At 72.7% G+C, this 22324-nt stretch carries 20 protein-coding genes; 14 read left to right on the plus strand and 6 right to left on the minus strand.

Annotation, left to right across the window (positions count from 1 at the left end; all coding sequences use genetic code 11):
* The first annotated feature begins 154 nt into the window (after nt 1–154).
* The gene (locus tag AB0B97_RS14310) at nt 155–1360 is read left to right on the plus strand and encodes a DUF418 domain-containing protein (protein ID WP_357493723.1); all 1206 of its coding nucleotides are present in this window, start codon (nt 155–157) and stop codon (nt 1358–1360) included.
* Nucleotides 1361–1645: 285 nt separating this feature from the next.
* Nucleotides 1646–2926: a multidrug effflux MFS transporter gene (locus AB0B97_RS14315; protein ID WP_357493725.1), complete on the plus strand. Its 1281-nt coding sequence runs from the start codon at nt 1646–1648 to the stop codon at nt 2924–2926.
* A gap of 48 nt (nt 2927–2974) precedes the next feature.
* On the opposite strand, the gene AB0B97_RS14320 is transcribed toward AB0B97_RS14315, so the two are convergent.
* Nucleotides 2975–3640, minus strand: coding sequence for a hypothetical protein (locus AB0B97_RS14320; protein ID WP_357493727.1), 666 nt, complete (start codon nt 3638–3640; stop codon nt 2975–2977).
* Between the two features lie 23 nt (nt 3641–3663).
* Between AB0B97_RS14320 and AB0B97_RS14325 the strand changes: the two genes are divergently transcribed.
* Both AB0B97_RS14325 and AB0B97_RS14330 read left to right on the plus strand, forming a co-directional pair.
* Nucleotides 3664–4182, plus strand: a complete 519-nt coding sequence (locus tag AB0B97_RS14325; RefSeq protein WP_357493729.1) for a hotdog domain-containing protein — start codon at nt 3664–3666, stop codon at nt 4180–4182.
* Nucleotides 4183–4324: 142 nt separating this feature from the next.
* On the plus strand, nt 4325–6295 hold the full coding sequence (locus AB0B97_RS14330; RefSeq protein WP_357493731.1) for an acetoacetate--CoA ligase: 1971 nt from the start codon (nt 4325–4327) through the stop codon (nt 6293–6295).
* A 267-nt stretch (nt 6296–6562) separates the two neighbouring features.
* On the opposite strand, the gene AB0B97_RS14335 is transcribed toward AB0B97_RS14330, so the two are convergent.
* Nucleotides 6563–7252, minus strand: coding sequence for a TIGR03089 family protein (locus tag AB0B97_RS14335; protein WP_357493733.1), 690 nt, complete (start codon nt 7250–7252; stop codon nt 6563–6565).
* Nucleotides 7253–7404: 152 nt separating this feature from the next.
* Between AB0B97_RS14335 and AB0B97_RS14340 the strand changes: the two genes are divergently transcribed.
* Both AB0B97_RS14340 and AB0B97_RS14345 read left to right on the plus strand, forming a co-directional pair.
* Nucleotides 7405–8550, plus strand: coding sequence for a glycosyltransferase family 1 protein (locus AB0B97_RS14340; protein WP_234584044.1), 1146 nt, complete (start codon nt 7405–7407; stop codon nt 8548–8550).
* 63 nt (nt 8551–8613) lie between these two features.
* Nucleotides 8614–9705, plus strand: a complete 1092-nt coding sequence (locus tag AB0B97_RS14345) for a sugar phosphate nucleotidyltransferase (protein ID WP_234584042.1) — start codon at nt 8614–8616, stop codon at nt 9703–9705.
* A gap of 91 nt (nt 9706–9796) precedes the next feature.
* On the opposite strand, the gene AB0B97_RS14350 is transcribed toward AB0B97_RS14345, so the two are convergent.
* Nucleotides 9797–10333 carry an NUDIX hydrolase gene (locus AB0B97_RS14350; protein WP_357494276.1) on the minus strand — a complete coding sequence of 179 codons (537 nt, stop codon included), beginning with the start codon at nt 10331–10333 and terminating at the stop codon, nt 9797–9799.
* 102 nt (nt 10334–10435) lie between these two features.
* Here AB0B97_RS14350 and AB0B97_RS14355 point away from each other — a divergent pair, with 102 nt between their 5' ends.
* Both AB0B97_RS14355 and AB0B97_RS14360 read left to right on the plus strand, forming a co-directional pair.
* On the plus strand, nt 10436–11482 hold the full coding sequence (locus tag AB0B97_RS14355) for a hypothetical protein (RefSeq protein ID WP_357493736.1): 1047 nt from the start codon (nt 10436–10438) through the stop codon (nt 11480–11482).
* Between the two features lie 290 nt (nt 11483–11772).
* Nucleotides 11773–12771, plus strand: a complete 999-nt coding sequence (locus AB0B97_RS14360; protein ID WP_234584040.1) for a winged helix-turn-helix domain-containing protein — start codon at nt 11773–11775, stop codon at nt 12769–12771.
* A 19-nt stretch (nt 12772–12790) separates the two neighbouring features.
* Here AB0B97_RS14360 and AB0B97_RS14365 read toward each other — a convergent pair whose 3' ends face one another.
* A complete protein-coding gene (locus AB0B97_RS14365) occupies nt 12791–13879 on the minus strand; it encodes a coenzyme F420-0:L-glutamate ligase (RefSeq protein WP_357493738.1) in 1089 nt (362 codons plus the stop codon).
* Nucleotides 13876–14826, minus strand: a complete 951-nt coding sequence (gene cofD, locus AB0B97_RS14370; RefSeq protein WP_234584038.1) for a 2-phospho-L-lactate transferase — start codon at nt 14824–14826, stop codon at nt 13876–13878. The genes AB0B97_RS14365 and cofD overlap by 4 nt, the downstream gene beginning before the upstream one ends.
* 98 nt (nt 14827–14924) lie before the next feature.
* Here cofD and AB0B97_RS14375 point away from each other — a divergent pair, with 98 nt between their 5' ends.
* From AB0B97_RS14375 to AB0B97_RS14400, 6 genes are all read left to right on the plus strand, one after another.
* Nucleotides 14925–15926, plus strand: a complete 1002-nt coding sequence (locus AB0B97_RS14375) for a hypothetical protein (protein WP_357493741.1) — start codon at nt 14925–14927, stop codon at nt 15924–15926.
* 235 nt (nt 15927–16161) lie between these two features.
* On the plus strand, nt 16162–18705 hold the full coding sequence (locus tag AB0B97_RS14380; protein WP_357493743.1) for a bifunctional FO biosynthesis protein CofGH: 2544 nt from the start codon (nt 16162–16164) through the stop codon (nt 18703–18705).
* A 164-nt stretch (nt 18706–18869) separates the two neighbouring features.
* Nucleotides 18870–19148, plus strand: a complete 279-nt coding sequence (locus tag AB0B97_RS14385) for a hypothetical protein (RefSeq protein ID WP_234587743.1) — start codon at nt 18870–18872, stop codon at nt 19146–19148.
* A 53-nt stretch (nt 19149–19201) separates the two neighbouring features.
* The gene (locus AB0B97_RS14390; protein ID WP_357493745.1) at nt 19202–20596 is read left to right on the plus strand and encodes a DUF4331 domain-containing protein; all 1395 of its coding nucleotides are present in this window, start codon (nt 19202–19204) and stop codon (nt 20594–20596) included.
* Nucleotides 20597–20618: 22 nt separating this feature from the next.
* A complete protein-coding gene (locus AB0B97_RS14395; protein WP_357493747.1) occupies nt 20619–20948 on the plus strand; it encodes a phospholipase in 330 nt (109 codons plus the stop codon).
* 445 nt (nt 20949–21393) lie between these two features.
* Nucleotides 21394–21651, plus strand: a complete 258-nt coding sequence (locus AB0B97_RS14400; protein ID WP_007455784.1) for a WhiB family transcriptional regulator — start codon at nt 21394–21396, stop codon at nt 21649–21651.
* Between the two features lie 76 nt (nt 21652–21727).
* Here the strand turns inward: AB0B97_RS14400 and AB0B97_RS14405 are convergent, their stop codons facing one another.
* Complete coding sequence (locus AB0B97_RS14405) at nt 21728–22177, minus strand: metallopeptidase family protein (protein WP_074316962.1); 450 nt, start codon at nt 22175–22177, stop codon at nt 21728–21730.
* Nucleotides 22178–22324: the final 147 nt, after the last annotated feature.

A 22324-nucleotide genomic window follows, 5' to 3' on the forward strand; every position in this document is an offset into this window, starting at 1 on the left:
TTCCTGTTGTGTCGGTCGGGGTTCCGGGTGTGTCGCGGGTAGGGCCCACCTCACCAGCGTCTTCCCGCTCACCGGCTGTCATCCGGAAAGGCCGCTTCATAGGGTCACAGGACAGTCACCGAACACGATTGCTGTCCGTTCCGGAGGTTGTCACGTGAGCCACTCCATCAAGGACCCACCCGTCGGGAGCCGCGCGTCGTCCGGGACGCTCTCCCGGATCGTCGACGTCGACGCGTTGCGCGCCGTGGCGCTGCTCCTCATCCTGATCGTCAACATCGCCTTCTTCGCCTCCGGCTATCCCTTCCAGCTGGTCCCGGATCCCGCGTACGACTCGTGGGGCGACCAGGCGGTCCTGTGGCTGGTCGAGCTGCTGTTCACGATGAAGGCGTACCTGCTCTTCTCCTTCCTGTTCGGCTACAGCTTCACGCTCCAGCTCGATTCCGCCGCGCGACGGGGCGTCGACGTCGTCCCACGGTTCCGGCGACGGCTGGTCGGGCTCTTCGTGCTCGGCATCCTGCACGCGGTGCTGCTGTTCCAGGGCGACATCCTGACCGCGTACGCCCTGCTCGGTCTGGTCCTGCTCGCCATGCGGGGAGTCCGCGTCAGGACCGCGCTTCGCGTCGCCGTACTGCTGACCGGCGGGATCGGCTTCCTCCTCGCGCTCGCCGCCACGGGCGGGACCCAGCTGGTCACCGATCCGGCGACGGCGCTGGCGGCGGGGCAGCGGTCCACCGAGGCGCTACAGGGTGGGTTCGGCTCGGTGATCAGCGAGCACGTACGCCAGCTGCCGGCGATGCTCGGCACGCTCCTCGTGCAGGGGCCGCTCGCCCTCTCGGCCTTCCTCTTCGGTTACGCGGCCGGTCGGCGCCGGCTGCTCACCGACATCGCCGGGAACCGGCAGCTCCTGCGCCGGGTGCAGCAGCTGGGCTATCCGATCGGCCTGGCCGGTGCGGTGATCTTCGCGGCGGGCGGGGGCACCGCGAACCTGACCGGGCTGACGGCGGGCGTGCTCACCGCGCCGCTGCTCGCGGCCGCGTACGCCGCCACCCTGCTCCAGTTCTTCCAGACCGAGCGAGGTCGGCGGGTCGCCGCCGTACTCGCGCCGGCCGGGCGGATGTCCCTGTCGAACTACCTGGGCCAGTCGCTGCTCTGCGTGCTGGTCTTCACCGGCGTCGGGCTGGGCCTCGCCGGTGCCGTCGCGCCCCCGGTCGTCGTCCTCATCGCGGTCGCGATCTACTGCCTGCAGCTCGCCGGCAGCGCGGCGTGGATGGCCCGGTTCCGGTACGGGCCGCTGGAGTGGCTGTTGCGGGCCTGGACCGAGCAGCGGTGGCCGCGTCTGCGGGCCGCGGACCCCGCATAGGGCGGTGGGCGATCTACCCCAGCTGTGACCGCAGCTCACAGCTGGGGCGGCCGGACGGAACCGCGTGACTCCCCACACACAGGGAACGTCGTACACCGCCGAGGTGTTGCCGACACGGGAGAATCACCCCCGGGTCATCGCCCACCCGGCCAACCCCACCACGGCCCCTGAGTCGTCACGTCCACGCCGCCCACCGCCGGGCATCCTCCGCCGCGTCCACGCGGTCCCGGTGACGCCCCGCGCCGCCGCTCGTGACGACGCGCCGGCTTCCGCAGAGAGATCGAGATGATGAAGCAGCTGGTGGAGAAGACCGCCCCCGAGCAGGATGTGCTGCCCGGCGACCTGATGACCAACCGCCAGCGGGCCCGGCTCGTGCTGGTGCTCGGCGCGTTGATCGCGATCGGGCCGTTGACCATCGACATGTACCTGCCGGCGCTGCCCGCCATCACGGCCGGCCTGCAGACCACCGAGACCGCCGTGCAGTTGACGCTGACCGGCACGCTGGTCGGCCTCGCGCTGGGCCAGTTGCTGATCGGGCCGCTCTCCGACGTGGTCGGGCGGCGTCTGCCGTTGCTCGCCGGGCTCGCCGCGCACATCGTGGCCTCCGTGCTGTGCGTCTTCGCGCCCAACATCGCCGTGCTCGGCGCGCTGCGCGTCCTGCAGGGCCTCGGCGTGGCGGCCGCCACTGTGGTCGCCACGGCCGTCGTGCGCGACCTGTTCAGCGGCGCCTCGTTCGCGCGGATCTTCTCGCGCCTGATGCTGGTCATGGGGCTGGCGCCGATCCTCGCGCCGACGCTGGGTAGCGGGCTGCTGCGCTGGACCGAGTGGCGGGGCGTCTTCGCGGCGCTGGCGGTGCTGGGCGCGTTGCTGATCGTCGTCGCGGCGTTGCAGCTTCCGGAGACCCTCGCGGTGGCCCGCCGCCGACACGGCGGGGTGGCGGCGACCCTGCGCGACTACCGGGCGCTGCTCAACGACCGGGCCTTCGTCGGTCTGGTGCTGGTCGCCGGGCTGGCCATGGCGTCGCTGTTCGCGTACGTCTCGGGGTCGTCGTTCGTGCTCCAGCGGGAGTACGGGCTCGACGAGCAGCAGTTCGGCCTGGCCTTCGGGGCCGGCGCCGTCGGCCTGATCGGCGCCACCCAGTTCAACGTCCGTCTGCTGCGGCGTTACACCCCGCAGCAGATCCTCGTCAGCGCGCTGATCGCCGGAACGGCCGCCGGGCTGCTGCTGGTCGCGTTCGCGGCCACCGGCTTCGGTGGCCTCGGCACCCTGCTCGCGTCGCTGTGGCTCGTGCTGGCCGCGGCGGGCCTGGCCCTGCCGAACGCCCCGGCGCTGGCCATGAGCCGGCACAGCGAGGCCGCCGGCACGGCCGCGGCGCTGCTCGGGGCCGTGCAGTTCGGCGTCGGCGCGGTCTCGGCGCCCCTGGCCGGCCTGTTCGGCACGGGGAGCGTACCGATGGCGGTCGTCATCGCGGGCGGCATGGCCGCGGCGCTGGCGGTCATGCTCCTGGTCGTGCCCCGCGCCACCCTCGGCGCGGTCGACCCGGACCTGGTCGTCGCCGTGCACTAGCGCGGCGGGTCTGGTCGGGCGGGCCGGGCCTCCCGGCCCGCCCGACGGTCAACGGATCTCGGTGGTGTCCTCGGGGCGGGACTGGCCCCGCGGCGGGGCGGACCACGGTGATTCGCCACCCACCCGGCGGGGCAGCGGCTCGGTCGGCGTCGGGTCGGCCGGGTAACCCAGGGTCAGCGGGGCGGTGTCGCGCTCCGCGGGCTCGGGCGACGGCCAGTCGGTGAGGGTGAAGTCGTCACCGCGCGGGCCGTCCGCCGGCGCCGGCGTCAGGGCCGGCGCGGTCGCGGCCTGCGGCCACTGCCGCCAGCGTTGGCCGCTGAACGTCGCCATGAGCAGCAGCAGGCCGATCAGGAAGAGCGTGCCGTTCTCCACCGGCAGCCGCAGCGGCAGCGGGTCACCGAACACCTTCCACCCCTGCGGGATCGCGTCGCGCACCTCGAACGGCGCCACGAACATCCCGACGTACGGGGTGACCAGCAGCAGCCCGGCCACCACCGGGCCCGCCGGTGAGAAGCGCAGTGTGCCGAGCAGCCCGAGCAGGACACCGCCGACGCCGAGGTACACGGCCGGTTCGATCAGGTTGGCGGTGTTGAAGGTGCCGATCTCCACCCAGCGGTCGACCGTCCGGCTCGACCCGTCCTGCCCGAGTGTGACAAGCGCCCACGTGATGGGTGCCACCACCAACCCGGCGAGGAAGCTCCAGAGATGTCGCATCCGCGCACCGTACCGTTTCCGGCATGACCGAGCACCTCTCCGCCGCTCCGACCGGCAAGCCGACGTCGTACTCCCGCGTCACCCTCAGCAAGATCATGACTGCGGTGGACGTGAACCTCTACGGAACCGTCCACGGCGGGGTCCTGATGAAGTTCGTCGACGACGTGGCGGGCGCCGCCGCAGCCCGGCACAGCGGCGGGACGGCGGTCACCGCGGCGATCGACGAGATCGTCTTCTCTGAGGCAGTCCGGGTCGGTGACCTGGTGCACGCGCACGCCCAGGTGAACTGGACCGGACAGACGTCGATGGAGGTGGGCGTGCGGGTGGTCGCCGAGCGGTGGGACTCGGCCGAGGACGCGCCGGTGCGGGTGGCCACGGCGTACCTGGTCTTCGTCGGCGTGGACGTCGGCGGTGCGCCGCGCATGGTCCGTCCGGTGCTGCCGGAGACGCCGGAGGACGAGCGCCGGTTCAAGGAGGCGGAGATCCGCCGTGCGCACCGCCTGGCCCGCCGCCGGGCCATCCAGGCGCACCGGGCGGGCTGAACCACATGGGTGGGTGGGCTGGAGTGTGGGCCGGGCACGCGTCGATAGGCGTACCCGGTGCGCAGAATGGCGCTTCGAGGTAGGGCAAGATGGCGCCACGGCCCATTCACAGTGTCGTGCAAGGCCAGGGGAGGGTGGAGCAGTGGGTGACGTGCTGTGGACGCCGCCGGCGGACGTGCTGGAGCGGTCCCGGATCGGCGACTACCTGCGCTGGCTGGCCGAGCACCGCGGGCTGGACTTCGCCGACTACGACGCGCTGTGGCGGTGGTCGGTCACCGACCTGGACGCGTTCTGGCGCTCGATCTGGGACCACTTCGAGGTGATCGCGCACACCCCGCCGACCGCCACCCTGGCCGAGCGGGGGATGCCCGGGGCGCGCTGGTTCCCGGGCGCCACCCTCAACTACGCCGAGAACGTGCTGCGGATGCCGGGCCGCGCCGACGACGACCCCGTGGTCATCGCGCACGGCCAGACCCGCGAGCCGGTCACCCTCACCGCCGAGGAGCTGCGCGAGCAGGTCCGCCGGGTGTCGGCCGGTCTGCGCCGGCTCGGCGTCACCGCCGGGGACCGGGTGGCGGCGTACGCCCCCAACATTCCCGAGACGTACGTCCTGCTGCTGGCCACCGCCAGCCTCGGGGCCATCTTCTCGTCCTGCGCGCCGGAGTTCGGCACGCGCAGCGTCACCGACCGGTGGCAGCAGATCAAGCCGACCGTGCTGGTCGCCGTGGACGGCTACCGCTACGGCGACAAGCCGGTCGACCGCCGCGCCGAGGTCGCCGCGATCCGTGCGGCCCTGCCGTCGCTGCGCCACACCGTGAGCATCGGCTACCTCGACCCGGCGGGCCCCGCCCCCGAGGGCGCGCTGGGCTGGGCCGAGCTGGCCGCGCCCACCGACGAGCCGTCGACGTTCACGCCGGTGCCCTTCGACCACCCGCTGTACGTGCTCTACTCCTCTGGCACCACCGGGTTGCCGAAGCCGATCGTGCACGGCCACGGCGGCATCCTGCTGGAACACCTGAAGATGCTCGCCCTGCACCACGACCTCGGCCCGGCCGACCGGTTCTTCTGGTTCACCACCACCGGCTGGATGATGTGGAACTTCCTGGTCTCCGGGCCTGCGGTGGGCGCGGCCATCGTGCTCTTCGACGGCAACCCGGGCCACCCTGACCTCGGCGGCCTGTGGCGGCTCGCGGCCGAGACCGGCACCACGTACTTCGGCACCTCGGCGCCGTTCCTGCTGGCCTGCCGCAAGGCCGGCCTGGTGCCCCGCGAGGTCGCCGACCTGTCCGCGCTGCGCGGCGTGGGTTCCACAGGTGCGCCGCTGCCCGCCGAGGGCTTCCGCTGGGTGTACGAGACCGTCGGCGACCAGGTACAGCTCCAGTCGCTCTCGGGCGGCACCGACGTGTGCACCGGCTTCGTCGGCGGGGTGCCGCTGCTGCCGGTGTACGCCGGCGAGATCGCCTGCCGCGCGCTGGGCGCCAAGGTGGAGGCCCGCTCGGCCGACGGCACACCGGTGATCGGCGAGCTGGGCGAGCTGGTGATCACCGAGCCGATGCCGAGCATGCCGGTGGGCTTCTGGAACGACCCCGACGGCGTCCGTTACGCCGAGGCGTACTTCTCCGTCTACCCCGGCGTCTGGCGGCACGGTGACTGGATCACCATCAACTCCCGGGGCGGCTGCGTGATCACCGGCCGCTCCGACGCCACCCTCAACCGTGGCGGGGTCCGGCTCGGCACCGCCGAGTTCTACTCGGTGGTCGAGGGCCTCGACGAGGTCGTCGACTCGGTGGTGGTGCACCTGGAGGACGACGAGGGAGGCGCGGGTGAACTGCTGCTCTTCGTGGTGCTGGCCGACGGGCTGACTATGGACGACGCGCTGCGCAAGAAGATCTGCCGCGAACTGCGTACGGCCCTCTCACCCCGGCACGTGCCCGACGAGATCCACCAGGTACGCGCCGTGCCCCGCACCCTTTCAGCGAAGAAGTTGGAGGTGCCGGTCAAGAAGATCCTCACCGGCACCCCGGTCGACCAGGCCGCGGCCAAGGGCGCGCTGGTGAACCCGGATTCCCTTACCGCCTTCGCAACCTTCGCAAAGTCCCGCCCCCACCCCTAACCCCCACCCCCCGCCCCGCCCCGCCCCCTGGCGTCGATCATGGAGTGGTGGTGCCCCGCAAAAGGTGCATCCCGCCGCGACCCGCCCACCACGACTCCATGATCGACCCGGGCTGGCGCTGGGCTTCCGCGATCTTGCACTTACTGTCGCGGCATACGGGGCATTCCACGCGTCTCGGCGACAGGAACTGCAAGATCGCGGGGCGCGGGGCGCGGGGCGCGGGGCGCGGGGCGCGGGGCGCGGGGGGCCAGGGCGGGGCGCAGGGGGTTAGGGGAGGGGGTGGGTTACTTTTTCGCTGGTTAGCCGGGTGGGTAGGCGGGCCGGGTCGGGGTTGGCGCACAGGACCACGGTCGCCGCCCGGGTCAGCGGCGCGAGGAGCCAGTCCACCGGGTCGGGGTAGCGGTCGGCGTCGATCAGGACCCGGGCTCCGGGCTCGATGCCCAGGTCGGTGGCGCGGGCCTCGGCGCGGGCCAGCAGTTGCGCGTCCGCGGGGCCGGGACCGGACCGCGGGGTGAAGTGGTCGCCGTGCCCGCGTACCTCGACCACGTAGTCGGCGAAGCCGGGCGGCACCTGCCGCAGCGGGGCGGCGAGCGGGGCGAGGCCCAGGGCGTACCGCTCGTCGGCGGGCCAGGACTGTGCTTCGTCGAGCCGGTCGGCGGCGGCGAAGAGCACGTCCACCGGGCCCGGTGTGTCGGCGACTGTCACCTTTGCCGACCAGCAGCCCAGCAGGACGGCGGCGGTCTGCCAGTGCGGGGGGAGCAGCACGCCGGCCGGTGTGCCCGGCGCGAGGCCGACCTCGTCGACGAGGAGGTTGGCGGTCTTCGACACCCAGTTCGCCAGGGTCGCGCCGGAGAGTTCGGTGCGGTCGCCGGTGGAGTCGTCGTACCAGGTCAGCAGCGGTCGGGTCGGGTCGGTCGCGATCGCGTCGGCGAACACCCGGGCAATGTTGTCGGCCATCGGCGCGAACGATACGCCTCTGCGGCCCGTACTCGATGACGATGACAAGTCGGCGTACCGTCGGGTCGCAGTCAGCGTCGGCCCCGTACTCCGGCGTAGGCTTTACCCCCGGAGTGTTGTTCCCCACAGACCCACCTTCAAGGAGTCGCCCCGTGACCGCCGGTCGCCCGCCCCGCGTGCTCATCGACGCCACGAGTGTCCCCGCCGACCGTGGTGGTGTCGGTCGATACGTCGACGGTCTGCTCGGTGCCCTCGGCAAGGTGTGCGGGTCGGGGGTGGAGTTGGCAGTGGTGAGCCTCCGCACCGACCTGGAGCGTTACACGCGGATGCTGCCTGGCGCGGAGATCATCCCCGCTCCGGCCGCCGTGGCGCACCGCCCGGCCCGGCTCGCCTGGGAGCAGACCGGCCTGCCGCTGCTCGCCCAGCAGGTCGGCGCGCACGTGCTGCACTCGCCCTTCTACACCTGCCCGCTGCGGGCCGGGTGCCCCGTCACGGTCACCGTGCACGACGCGACGTTCTTCACCGAGCCGGAGCACTACGACAAGTCCCGCCGCACGTTCTTCCGCAGCGCCATCAAGACCTCGATGCGTCGCGCCAACCGGGTGATCGTGCCCAGCAAGGCGACCCGCGACGAGCTGATCCGGCTGCTCGACGCCGACCCGACCCGCATCGACGTGGCCTACCACGGCGTCGACCACGACGCCTTCCACGCGCCCGGCGAGGAGGAGAAGGCCCGCGTGCGTGCCCGGCTGGGGCTGGGCAACAGCACGTACGTGGCTTTCCTCGGCGCCAAGGAGCCGCGCAAGAACGTGCCCAACCTGATCCGCGGCTGGGCCCGTGCGGTGGCCGACCGGGTCGACCCGCCGGCCCTGGTGATCGCCGGTGGGCAGGGGCACGACGACGACATCGACCGGGCGGTGGCCGAGGTCCCGTCCCACCTGCGGCTGCTGCGCCCCGGCTACCTGCGCTACGCCGACCTGCCCGGCTTCCTCGGTGGCGCGCTGGTGGCCGCCTACCCGTCGTACGGCGAGGGGTTCGGCCTGCCGATCCTGGAGGCTATGGCGTGCGCCGCCCCGGTGCTGACCACCCCCCGGCTGTCGCTGCCGGAGGTGGGTGGCGACGCGGTCGCGTACACCTCGGAGGACCCGGGCCAGATCGCCACCGACCTGGCCGCCCTGCTCGACGACGAGCAGCGCCGGCTGTCGCTGGCGAAGGCCGGCTTCGACCGGGCCAAGGAGTTCACCTGGGAATCCAGCGCCGAGGTGCACATCGCCGCCTGGAGTCGCGCCCGGTCGTGACCGTTCGGGCCTCTCGTGGTGACCCGTGCCACTGCGGGCGGATACGTCGGGCATGATGTGCGGATGCTTTATGCGGTCATCCCGGCAGGTGGCAGCGGCACAAGGTTGTGGCCGTTGTCCCGCGCCGGCCACCCCAAGTTCCTCCACCCGCTGACCGGTACCAGCGCCTCGCTGCTCCAGGCGACCGTGGAGCGGCTCGCGCCGCTGACCACACCGGATCGGACCCTCGTGGTCACCGGCGCCGCGCACGTCGCGGCGGTCGCCCGGCAGCTGACCGGGCTGCCGGAGGAGAACATCCTGGTCGAGCCGTCCCCCCGGGATTCCTGCGCGGCGATCGCGCTGGCCGCGGCGGTGATCGCGCAGCGTGACCCGGACGCGGTCATGGGGAGCTTCGCGGCCGACCACCTGATCCGCGACCCGGACAGCTGGGTGCGCACGGTCCAGGAGGCGGTCCGGGGGGCCGAGCAGGGCATGCTGATGACGGTCGGGATCACCCCGACCCGGCCGGAGACCGGCTACGGCTACCTGGAGACCGGCGACGAGGCCGAGGGCACGCCGTGGCGTCAGGTGGCCGAGTTCAAGGAGAAGCCGGCCGCCGAGGTCGCCGAGGCGTACGTCCGCTCGGGCCGGCACCTGTGGAACGCGAGCATGTTCGTCTGGCGGGTGGACGTGTTCCTCGCCGAGTTGGCCCGCCAGCAGCCGGCGCTGCACGCGGGGGTCACCGCGATCGCCACCGCCTGGGGCACCCCGGAGCAGGACGACGTGCTCGGGACGGTCTGGCCGACGCTGCCGAAGATCTCCGTCGACTACGCGGTGATGGAGGGCGCGGCCACCGCCGGTCGGGTCGCCACAGTGCCTGGCGATTTCGGCTGGAACGACGTCGGCGACTTCCACACGCTGGGTGAGGTGCTGCCCGCCGACGACGCGGGCAACGTGGTGCTCGGCACCGACGCCAAGCCGGGCGTACTCCTGCGGGACACCGCCAACCTGGTGGTGGTGCCGCAGTCGGGCCGGTTGGTGGCGGTGCTCGGCGTGCGCGACCTGATCGTGGTGGACACCCCGGACGCGGTGCTGGTCTGCCCGCGTGACCGGGCCCAGGACGTCAAGCTCCTCGTCGACGAGCTGAAGGAGCGGGGCGAAGAGGGCTACGTCTGACCCTCGACCCCGGCGGGTGACCTCGTAGCGCCGGCGATGGCGGTGCAAGCCGCTGTCGCCGGCGTACTCGTGCGCGGGCCACGACGAGGTGTCACCACCTGCCCAGCGCCGCGAGGGCCGGCTCGATGAGTTGCGCCGTCCCGCCGGCCAGCGGCTCGGGCAGCCGATCGGGCGGGAACCACCCCAGCTCCTCGGCCTCGTCGCTGACCTGCTCGACGGCGCCGGGCGGGGCGACCACCGCGAACCGGACGTCGTAGTGGCGCGACCCACCCTGGCAGAGCACCTCGTGCACGTCGATGTCGATCGGCACCGGATCGATGCGCAGGCCGTCGATGCCGGACTCCTCGATGGCCTCGCGCAGCGCGGCCCCGACAAGCGTCCGGTCCACCGGCTCGCAGTGCCCGCCGAGCTGCACCCAGCGGCCGAACTTGGCGTGCAGGCAGAGCAGCACCCGTGCGCCGGTCGGGTCGAGCACCAGCGCGCTCGCTGTGACGTGGCCGGGGCGGTGCTGCCGGCTCATCGCCACCGGCCCGGCGGCGAGCAGCGCGAGGGTCCGGTCCCGCGCGTCGGCCGCCGCCGGGCTGGTCGGCTGCCAGCCCTCCAGCAGGGCGACGGCGTCGGCGTGCAGCGTCGCGTACGACGCGGGATCGGTGGGGTCGACGGCGGGTCCGGTGAGCGCGGTGTCAGGCACCCCGTCACTGTACGAGCGCGCTCTCCGTACGCTGGCGCGGTGACCCTGCGACTCGTCGAATTCGTGGTGGCCGGCAACGAGGCCAGCGATCTGCTGCCGGTGCGCTCGTCCGCGCTGCTGCGGTCGTACGGTGCTCGGCGCGGTTTCTGGACGGTGCTGGACGAGGGCCCGGTGGAGCGCTGCCTGGCCCTGCTGCTGGAGTTGGACGACGGTGAGTGGACGGCCCGGCACGTCACGGCGGACGCCGGGGTCGAGAACGGCCGGACCGAGGACGGTGAGGCGCTCGCGCACCACGACGGCTGGGTGTACGTCTTCGGCTCCCACTTCGGCTCGAAGGCGGGCCCGCTGCGCCCCCGTCGGGCGTTCGTGGCCCGGTTCCGCGAGGACGACGCGGCGGCCGGCACGCTGCCGGTGCACGTGGTGCGCAACCGGTTCCGGCTGCACCGCGCGGTGAACGACGCCCTCGCCGCGTCGCCGCTGACCCTGCTGCCGCCGGGCAAGCGGGTGCGCGACCGGTTCATCGTGGAGACCCTGGCGCGGGGAACCAGTCGGGCGAAGAGTTGGGTGACGCGCCTGACCCCGGACGACCTCCCGTTGAACGTGGAGGCCGCGGCCTTCACGCCGGACGGCACGGTGCTGCTCGGGTTGCGGTTTCCGGTCACCGGGGCCGGCGAGCCGGTCCTGGTGGAGGTGTCCGGCGTGCCGGGCATGTTCGCCGCGGACCCGGTGTGGCCCCGGGCGTTGGGGGCGTACGCGGTGACCGGGGTGACCCCGCCGGGTGAGCTGACCGGCTTCCGGGCGATCGCGCCGACGCCGGACGGCGGGTACGCGGCCGTGATCGGCTCGATCGACGCGCTGGGCAAGGGGTCGGTGCTGCTCGACGACCATCCGGGCGGCGGCGCGGTCACGTCCCGGCACGTGCGGTTCCGGTTCCCGGCGGGGCGGACGGGCGACGCGTGCCGGCTCGTCGGCGAAGAGGTGGCCGACCTGGCGCCGTTTCATCACGTCGAGGGCCTGGCCGAGCTGGACGGGCGGCCGTTCTACGTCACGGACGAGGACCATCGGGTCGCGCTCTGGGTCGGCTGAGCGGGGCCGACGCACTGCGTCGACGGGATGACCGGACGGCACCTCCGCGGAGCAAGGGCCGCAGACCCTCGTGGTGCCGCCCGATCACCGGTCCCTCCCCGGTTCCCGGTGCCCCGGCGCCGGTCACGTCCGTGACGTGTCGGTGCCGTGCTCGGGCACTGGAAGCATGCCTAACTGGCCGGGGAGGCGTCGAGGTTTTTCAGTTCAGGCTTAAAGATGGAGATAACTGCCGGCCGGGTAGAGTCGAACGGTCGCTCGGCATCCCTCTGCCGGCGACACGGGAGCGCTCCATGCTGAAGATCCACTTTTCCGGCGAGGACATTCTCCGGACCCGGGTGGCGCCGGCGGCCGACCCGGTCTGGGAGCTGGTCCTCAGCCTGCACGTGTTGCAGGGCCGCAACCGCGATCCGTTGACGTCGACCTGGCGGCGCACCGTGACCCGCGGGCTGCGCCAGGACGTCGCCTCCGATCAGCTCCGACTGCTCTTCGCCCTGAACCCGCCGCGCGGCTACTTCCCCGACTTCCTGACCCCGTACGCCAGCGTGGAGGGTTTCGCGGCGGGGCTGGAAGCGGTGCGCAGCACGCCGACCCCGCTGCTCCAGCGGGATGTGACCCTGCTGGCCGCCGAGAACCAGCTGCCGTCCTCGGCCGCCGCGCTGGCCCGCGGTGACGTGGCGACGCTGCGCCACCTCGCGGATTCCATGGAGCAGTACCGGTCGCTGGCGATCGACCCGTACTGGAGTCGGATCCAGTCGGCGGTGGCAGCGGACCGCACCCGCCGCGCACGGGCCCTGCTCGACGGCGGCGTCGAAGGGCTGTTGGCCAGCCTCCGCCCGCGCATGCGCTGGGACAGCGGGGTGCTCGAGGTGCGCGACTACCCGCACAGCCGGGAGCTGCACCTGGACGGTCGAGGGCTGCTGTTGGTGCCGTCGTTCTTCTGCGCGGGCACCCCGGTCGCCCTGCTCGACCCGGCGCTGCCGCCGGTGCTGGTCTATCCGGTGGACCGGCTGGGCGGGCTCGCCGCGACCGACGGGGACGCGTTGGCCACGTCGAGCGCCGGTCGCGACTCGCTGGCCGCACTGCTCGGCCGGACCAGGGCGGCGGTGCTGGAGGCCAGCCACGACGGCTGCACCACGGGCGAAGTGGCCCGCCGGCTCAACATCTCACCGGCGGCGGCCAGCCAGCACGCCACAGTGCTGCGCAACGCCGGCCTGCTCGTCAGTCACCGCGACCGCAACACCGTGCTGCACACGCTGACCCCGCTGGGCCGGGCCGTCCTGGACGCGTGAGTCCGGCCCGGCCGCGCGGTCACAGGGCGAGCGCGGCGCTGGCCGGGCTGCCGGCCGGCGGAGGCAGCAGCGTCGACCGGACACCCTCGGCGGCCAGTGCGACGCGCAGCCGGTGCAGGTCGGCGCCGAAGCGGACCAGGTCCATCGGGTCGACGGGCGCCGGCGCGGTGCCGAGCACCAGCGCGCTGGCGTCGGCCGGCCAGCCCGGCACCTCGGCGACCAGGCCGGCGCGTACCTCCGCCTCGTCGATGAGGGTGAAGACCGTGCCGGGGGTCACCACCTCGGCGACCGCGTCGAGCGCCCGTCGCACCGCGGCCGGGTCGACCGGCTCGGGGTCGATCGCCTCGGTGAGGGTCGCGGCCTCGGCCAGCCCGGCCGCCCGCGCCTCGGCGGTGCCCAGCGAGAACAGGTCCTGCGCGGCATCACGGATGAGCGTCCGCGCGCCGTCGGAGTCGTCCGCGCGGGTCGCCGCGAGGTAGCCGCGCACCACGGCCACGGGGACCTGGTCACACTTGCCCTTGATCAACTCGCCGGCGCCCGCCAGCTCGTCCACCACCGCCATCTGGGTCAGCTGCAGCTCGTTGCCGTACGGGTCCACCTCGCCCCGATGGTCGCGGATCGCCGGCATCCCGGCCACCCCGAGCGCCACGTCGGTAAGCCCGTTGCGCCAGGGCCGGCCCATCGTGTCGCTGATGATCACGGCAACGTCCAGGTCGTACCGCTCCCGCAGCGCGGCGCGCAGCTCCCGCGCCGACGCGTCCGGATCCACCGGCAACAGCACCAGCCGGGTCTTGTCGACGTTCGACGCGTCGATCCCGGCGGAGGCCATCACGAAGCCGTGGTGGGTCTGCACGATCCGGGTCGCCCCGCGGCTGGCCACCACCCGGGCGGTCTCACCGGCCAGCACCTCCTCGCGCGCGGCGAGCCGCTCCGGCCCGTCCGCCGGGACATCGACCAGCCGTCCCTCCGCCTTGGAGACGATCTTGCTGGTCACCACCAGCACGTCGCCGTCGCGCAGCCACGGCGCAGCGGTGGCGATCACCGCCGCCAGGTCGTCACCCTCGGTCACGTGGCCGATGCCCAGCACCGGCAGGATCTCCAGCCTCACGTCAACTCCACCGCGGCGCGGACCATCGCCGCCGTCGCCGCCTCGTCGGTCATCCGCAGCGGCATCGCGCGGACCGTCACCTCCGGTACCACCGCGTCGGCGTCCTCCTCGGCCACCAGCCAGCCGTCCAGCAGCCCACCCGCAGCCCGAGGGCCGTAGAGCCGGCCCACACCGGCCGCGCTGCACTCGACCCCGAGCACGGCGAGACAGCGGTCAGCCATTCCCCGGACCGGAGCGCCGCCGATGATCGGCGAGACACCCACCACCGGCGCCGGGCCGTCGGTCACCGCCTCGCGCATCCCCGGTACGGCTAGCACCGGCGCGATGCTCACCACCGGGTTGCTCGGCGCGATCAACACCAGGTCGGCCGCACCGATCGCCTCCCGCACCCCCGGCGCCGGCTGCGCCGTCTCCGCGCCGACGAAGACGAAACGGTGGGTGGGGATGTCGGCCCGGTACCGCACCCACCACTCCTGGAAGTGGATCGCCCGCTGGCCCTCGTCACCGTCGCCGACGACCGCGTGGGTCTCCAGCCGGTCGTCGGTCGCCGGCAGCAGGCGTACGCCGGGCTGCCACCGCGTCGACAGCGCCTCGGTGACCGCGCTCAGCGGGTAGCCGCCGTTGAGCATGGTGCTGCGCACCAGGTGGGTGGCGATGTCCTTGTCGCCGAGGCCGAACCAGGTCGGCTCCGCCCCGTACGCGGCCAACTCCTCCTTGACCGTCCAGCTCTCGCCGACCCGACCCCAGCCCCGTTCGGGGTCGGCGCCGCCGCCGAGCGTGTACATGACGCTGTCCAGGTCGGGACAGATCTTCAACCCGTGCAGCCACAGGTCGTCGCCGACGTTGACAACGGCGGTCACCTCGGCGCCGACCTCGCGGGCGTACGCCCGGACGCCGAGCAGGAACCGGGCGCCGCCAATGCCGCCGGCCAGAACCACGATGCGCATGTCGACCATCCTCGCGTACGAGACGCCTCCGGTCCGCCGGTGGCATGGGAGACTAGGCTCACGTGCGCCCTGTCCGTTATTGCCCCGAGGGGGAGCTCGTGACCAGCCCCGCCGAGCCCGCGTCCGCCGACGCGACGCAGGCCCGCCAGCTGACCAAGCCACTGCGCGAACTGGGTGCGCTCGCCCTGCTCGGCGCCAACGCCGTGTTCCTCTTCGTGGGGCTGCTCCGGCTGCTCACCCCGAACGACTACCGCGACTTCACCGACCGGGCGGGCGACCAGTTCTCCGCGTTCATCGGGGTGGAGGCGGTGGTGCTGCCGCTGCTGGCCGTCCTGCTGGCCACCCACGTCGCGCCGGTCCTGCCGAAGGCGAAGCTGATCACGCAGGTGGCGCTTGGTGAGTACGCGGTCAGCGCGCTGCTCGGCACGCTCACCATGCTGATCTGGACGGTGGGCCGCCTCGCCGAGACCGAGATCCTCGACGCGTTGCTCGGCCTTCTCGCCCGGTTCGCCTGGCTGGTGATCTTCGCGGTGGCCGCCTGGGTGGTGTTCACCATCTGGCGGGCGTTCTACTACGTCCCCAAGCCGAAGCCGCAGCCGGGCGTCTACGGCCAGCCGCAGCCGGGTTGGCCGCAGCCGCAGCAGGGCGGTTGGCCGGCTCCCGGTCAGCCCGGCGGTCAGCCGCAGGGCGGATGGCCCGCTCCCGGCCAGCCGGGCGGTTACCCGCAGGCCGGTCAGCCGGGCGGTTATCCGCCGGCGCAGTTCCCCGGCCAGTACGGCCAGCCGTCGCCGCCGTTCCAGGCCCCGCAGTCCGCGCCGCCGCACCCGCAGTCGGCCCCGCAGTCCGCGCCGCCGTTCCAGGCCGCTCCGCAGTCGGCGCCGCCGTTCCCGCAGTCCGCGCCGCCGGCCAACCCCGCCCCGCAGTCGGCGCCGCCCGCGCCGCCGTTCGGGCAGCCGCCGTCGGCGGACCCGACGCAGACGATCCCGCGCCAGTCCGCCGAGCCGGCCTCCGCCGACCCCACCCAGGCCATCGGACGCCCGGCCGACCCCGACCGCACCCAACACATCAACCCCGCCACGCACCCCGACCAGCCCCGCTGAGCCGCCAGCACCTCCGGGCTGGTGATGGTCGGGTCCTCCTTTGCTCTGCTTCAACCGAGGCAACAGCCGGCGTCCGGATATCGGACGCGCGGTGTTGCGTAGGTTGAAGCAGAGCAAAGGAGCCGCAGGCGGTGCCCGCCCCTCCACCGACGCATCAAGTGATCATGGGGTGCGGTTTCCCACGGTGCGGGCTGGGTCTGGTGGGTCGGGCCCGCGCTGCGCATAGGCTGAGTGGATGGTTGATCGCACCCACTCCGGTCCGAGCGAGGCGAGCGTGCGGCGGGCCCTGGGCCGGGCCGCGACCGGGCGCGCGCTGGACGTCGACGAGGCGACCGCGCTTCTCGCCGCCCGTGGCGACGCGCTCGACGAGCTGCTCCGCACCGCCGGGGGGATCCGCGACGCCGGGCTGCGTGACGCCGGGCGGCCGGGCGTGGTCACGTACTCGAAGAAGGTCTTCATTCCGCTGACCCGGCTCTGCCGGGACCGCTGCCACTACTGCACGTTCGCGACCGTGCCGCACCGGCTGCCGGCGCCGTTCCTGGACCGCGACGAGGTTCTGGCGATCGCGCGGGCGGGCGCGGCGCAGGGTTGCAAGGAGGCCCTGTTCACCCTCGGTGACCGGCCGGAGGAACGCTGGCCGGCGGCCCGGAGCTGGCTCGACGAGCGCGGCTACGACTCCACTCTGGACTATCTGCGTGCCTGCGCGGTGGCCGTGCTGGAGGAGACGGGCCTGCTGCCGCACCTCAACCCTGGGGTGCTGTCCTGGTCGGAGCTGCAACGGCTCAAGCCGGTCGCGCCGAGCATGGGCATGATGCTGGAGACCACGGCCACCCGGCTGTGGTCCGAGCCGGGCGGCCCGCACTACGGCTCGCCGGACAAGGCGCCGGCGGTCCGGCTGCGGGTGCTCGACGACGCGGGGCGGGTCGGGGTGCCGTTCACCACCGGCATCCTCATCGGCATCGGCGAGACGCCGGCCGAGCGGGTGGACGCGCTGTTCGCGATCCGCCGCGCGCACCGGGAGTACGGCCACCTCCAGGAGGTGATCGTGCAGAACTTCCGCGCCAAGCCGGACACGGCGATGCGGGGCATGCCCGACGCGGAACTGCACGACCTGGCCGCCACGGTGGCGGTGGCCCGACTGCTGCTCGGCCCGAAGGCCCGCATCCAGGCTCCGCCGAACCTCATCGCCGGCGAGTACGACCTGTTGCTGCGCGCCGGCATCGACGACTGGGGTGGCGTCTCCCCGCTCACCCCCGACCACGTCAACCCGGAGCGCCCGTGGCCGCAGATCGAGGAGTTGGCCCGGCACACCGAGCTGGCCGGGTTCACGCTGCGGGAGCGGCTGACCATCTACCCGGAGTACGTGCGCGCCGGTGACCCGTGGCTCGACCCGCGGCTGCTGCCGCACGTGAGCGCCCTCGCCGACCCGGCGACCGGCATGGCTGTCGAGTCGGCCCTCCCGCAGGGGCGTCCCTGGCAGGAGCCGGAGGAGACGTTCGGCGGGCGCACCGACTTGCACGCCACCATCGACACCACCGGCCGCACCGACGACCGGCGCGGCGACTTCGACAGCGTCTACGGCGACTGGTCCGAGGTCGCCGGCAAGGTCACTCCCGAGGCGGCGGCGCGACGTGCGGGCGTACCGCCGGAATCGACCGGCAGTGGCGCGGACCGTGACGTGGCGGCCGGGCTGCGGCTGGCGGTCGACGACCCGGCGGCGCTGCTCGATCCCCGGCACACCGACGCGGCGCTGGCGCTGTTCGGCGCGGACGGGCCGGCGCTGGACGAGCTGTGCCGGCTCGCCGACGACGTACGCCGCGACGCGGTCGGCGACGACGTCACCTACGTGGTCAACCGCAACATCAACTTCAGCAACGTCTGCTACGTGGGCTGCCGGTTCTGCGCGTTCGCCCAGCGTGAGCGGGACGCGGACGCGTACCGGCTCTCCGTCGACCAGGTCGCCGACCGGGCCGAGCAGGCGTGGGCGGCCGGCGCCAGCGAGGTGTGCCTCCAGGGCGGCATCGACCCGAAGATGCCGGTCACCGGGTACGCGGACATCGTGCGCGCGATCAAGGCCCGCGTGCCGGAGATGCACGTGCACGCGTTCTCCCCGATGGAGATCGTCACCGCCGCCGCGAAGGCGGGCGTGCCGGTGCGCGAGTGGCTGACCCGGCTGCGCGAGGCGGGGCTGGACACCATCCCGGGCACCGCCGCCGAGATCCTCGACGACGACGTGCGCTGGGTGCTCACCAAGGGCAAACTGCCGGCCGCCGCCTGGGTCGACGTCGTCAGCACGGCCCACGAGCTGGGCATCCGGTCCAGCTCCACGATGATGTACGGCCACGTCGACCACCCGGGGCAGTGGCTGGCGCACTTTAGGGTGCTGGCCGGCGTGCAGGACCGCACCGGCGGGTTCACCGAGTTCGTGGCCCTGCCGTTCGTGCACACCAACGCGCCGATCTACCTGGCCGGCATCGCCCGCCCGGGGCCGACCTGGCGGGAGAACCGGGTCGTGCACGCCATGTCGCGGCTACTGCTGCACGGCCGGATCGACAACATCCAGTGCTCCTGGGTGAAGCTCGGCGACGAGGGCACCGTGGCGATGCTCCAGGGCGGCTGCAACGACCTGGGCGGCACCCTGATGGAGGAGACCATCTCCCGGATGGCCGGCTCCGACAACGGGTCGGCGCGTACCGAGGAGCAGTTGCGGGCCATCGCGAAGGCTGCCGGTCGTCCGGCGCGCAAGCGATCGACTGCGTACGGTCACGCTCCGCGCTGAGGTCGAACCTTTTCCCGCCGCCGGCCGTACCACGCGGTGCCGGCGGCGGTCGCGGCGAGGACCGCCGCCGGTGTCCCCTTCAGGGGCCCGGCGGCGTCACCCCGACGGCACCGGACCCGTCCGTCACCGCGGGCGCGTACGCGCCGCCGCCGGAAAGGTTGCCCATGACCAGTGATCAGCGGAAGCGGCAGTGGCCGCGACTGACCCGCCGGCAGACGTTGACCGCCGCGGCCAGCGCCACCCTCGGCGCCGCCGCGCTCACCGTGCCGGGCCTGTCGGCGGCGCAGAACGCGCCGGGCGCCGCGGGTCGGGCCGATGAGCCGATCGTCGTGCACCTGCGCGACGCCGCGTCCGGAACGATGGACGTCTTCGTCGGTGAGTCCCGGATCGAGGTACGCGACCGTGGCCTGGCGGACCGACTGCGGCGCGCAGCCCGGCGCTGACCCCGCACCGTCCCGACCCGCCATCAGTCCCCGCCCAGTGAGGTTGGTCCGCCATGTCTTCCCACCGCGAGGCCCCGGAGATAGCCAAGGATCCGGTCGCCGACAGCTCCGACCTTTACGCGTTCGTCAGCCCCGACAAGCCCGACACGGTCACGTTGATCGCCAACTACGTGCCCTTGCAGCTCCCGTCCGGCGGGCCGAACTTCTTCGAGTTCGGCGACGACGTGCGCTACGAGATCCACATCGACAACGACGGTGACGGTCAGCCCGACGTCACCTACCGGTTCGAGTTCACCACCGAGATCACCAACCCGAACAGCTACCTCTACAACACCGGGCCGATCGAGTCGCTTGACAGCAGGAACTGGAACCGCCGGCAGTTCTACAGCCTGACCCGGGTGACCGACGGCCGGGAGCACCGCCTCGCGCACAAGCTGCCCTGCCCGCCGTGCAACGTCGGCCCGCTGTCCACCCCGAAGTACGCCGACCTCGTCCGGCAGGCCACCTACACCCTGTCGACGGGGGAGCGGGTCTTCGCCGGCCAGCGTGCGGACGGCTTCTTCGTCGACCTGGGGGCGATCTTCGACCTCGGCACGTTGCGGCCGTTCCAGCAGCTGCACGTCGCCGGTAAGAAGATCTTCAAGTCCGAGGGGGAGCCGGTCAACGCCACCGACCGGATGAACGTGCACAGCCTCGCCGTGCAGGTGCCGCTGAAGCAGGTGCGTCGCCGTGCCAGCCGGTACGGCGCGGCCGACCCGGCGTCGGTGCTCGGCGTGTGGACGTCGGCGTCGCGCCGGCAGGTCCGGGTGCTCGGTGACCGGGTCGCGCAGGACACCTCCACCGGCCCGTTCACGCAGGTCTCCCGGCTGGGCAATCCGCTGTTCAACGAGGTCATCGTGCCGATGTCCAAGAAGGACCTGTGGAACTCGCTGCCACCGTCGGAGGACAAGCGGTTCGCCCAGTTCGTCGAGCGGCCCGAGTTGGCCGCGCTGCTGCCGGCCCTGTACCCGGACGTCTTTCCCAACCTGGACAAGCTCAACAAGTCGAAGAAGGCCCGTGCCGACCTGGTGGCGATCCTGCTCACCGGCGTGCCGGCCGGGCTGATCGACGGCTTCACCAACGCCACCGGCGACCTGCAGGCCGACATGCTGCGGCTGAACACGGCGATCCCGCCGAACCGCAAGCCGGACCGGTTCGGGGTGCTCGGCGGCGACCTGGCCGGCTTCCCCAACGGGCGGCGGGTCGGCGACGACGTGGTGAGCATCGCGCTGCGGGCGATCGCCGGGTTGACCGTCCCGCTGGTCGACAAGACGTTCCGCCCGGACGCGGCGGCCGCCGCGGTCACCCCGGGGTTGAGCGCCGCCGACGTGACCGCCCCGTTCCTCGCGAGCTTCCCCTACCTCGGTACGCCGTACGACGGGTTCAACAACCCGCCGGCGTCGTCCTGATCGTCGGCGGGGGGAGCGGCGGATGCACGAGCACACGTACGGGCCGTCGGAGACGGGGAGTGTCGTCCTCGAACTGGGTGGCGACACCGGTGCCCTGATCGTCTACACCGGTCGGGATCTGCACGGCCGGGAGATCGAGATCAGCCGCGGCGATGATCGACGCGTCCACTCGGCGGTACGGGAGCGCCGGGTGCGGGACGGGTCGTTCCACAGTGCGGTCTATCCCGATCTTCCCGCCGGGATGTATACCGTCTGGTGGGACGAGGACACGTCCGCCGGCGTCGTTTCTGTCCATGGTGGAGGGATCGCCGAGTTCGTGTGGCCCAGCAGCGGTTTTGGGGCCACCGGCTGACCCCGGAGCGCCATTTTGCACTCGCACCCCGTCCACATCGTGGGCGGGGTGCGAATGCTGTCCACGGCTCGACGGGCGGTCTGCGCCGCGCCGCGTTAACCTGTCCCCCACCAAGATCAGCTTTGCGAGAGGGGGCTGGCGGTCTCCCGTCGGGGGGAGCGCCACGGCAGAAAAGTCGGGCAACTCGCCGGAGAGGGCGTTACTCGGCCGGGGTCTGAATCGATAGGGCAGGTTGCGAGGCTGGGACGGTCCTGGTGGCCGACCAGGGGTGTCGGGAGGGCGACTCCATTATCAAGTTTGGCTTGACGGCGCACGCATTACACGCGTGTAATTTGAATGGGGTTGTTCGCACGGAACGCAACAAAAGGGACCGGACGGACAAGCACGCCTTTCGCGTGGGGGGTTGCAGCGGCGATGACGCCGGTGCGCGACAAGGAGGCATTTGATGGACGGCCAGCTTGAGGTGGCCGACCTGCTCGGAAACGCGCCGGAGTGGCAGGAGCGGGCCTTGTGCTCGCAGACCGACCCCGAGGCGTTCTTTCCCGAGAAGGGCGGCTCGACCCGCGAGGCGAAGCGAATCTGCTCGCGCTGCGAGGTCAAGACCGAATGCCTCGAATACGCTCTCGGCCACGACGAGCGGTTCGGCATCTGGGGTGGGCTCTCCGAGCGGGAGCGGCGCAAGTTGAAGCGGCGGGCCGCCTGAGCGGTGCAGGGTCGGGGCGGTGGGGGCCGCCCGGCTCAGCCGTCGTACGGGCGCGCGGTTCGCTGGCGCGTGCGGCTCAGGCCAGCTCGTCGGGATCGACCCCGAGCAGGTTCGCCACCTGTTCGATGATCACGTCGTGGACGAGGTCGGCCAGATCCTCGCGGTCCATGGCACGGAACTCCAACGGTCGCCGGTACAACACGATGCGCGGCGGCACCTCCTGGCGGCCGGGGCGGCCGGGCAGCAGCCGGGCCAGCGGCACCTCGCCGTCCTCCAGCACGTCGGAGTCGTAGACGTTCAGGTCCGGTGGGACGTCCTCGACGGCGAACTCGACACCGGCCAGCTCCTTGGCGAACCGCCGTTCCAACGTCTCGACGGTGTCCAGCACCAGGTCGTCGAAGACCTCGGCCTTGGTCCGCGCCAACGGCACGGTCGCCGGCACCAGACGCCCGCGCAGGCCACGCCCGTGCCGGTCGCGGTGCGCACGCCGGCCGGAGCCGGGGCGGCGGTGTTCCGGGCTCGTCATGAGGCAAAGGGTAGTCCCCGTGCCGGGCCGGCCAGCGGCAGCGGCACTCCTCTGGCGCGGCGCGACCCGAACCGGGAATTGTGATCACCACGACGGGCGTGTCGCAACGCGAAGCGATGCGCCGGACCCGGTAATGGAGATACCCTG

Origin of the sequence: Micromonospora sp. NPDC049004, assembly GCF_040649315.1 — a bacterium.
GTDB lineage: Bacteria > Actinomycetota > Actinomycetes > Mycobacteriales > Micromonosporaceae > Micromonospora.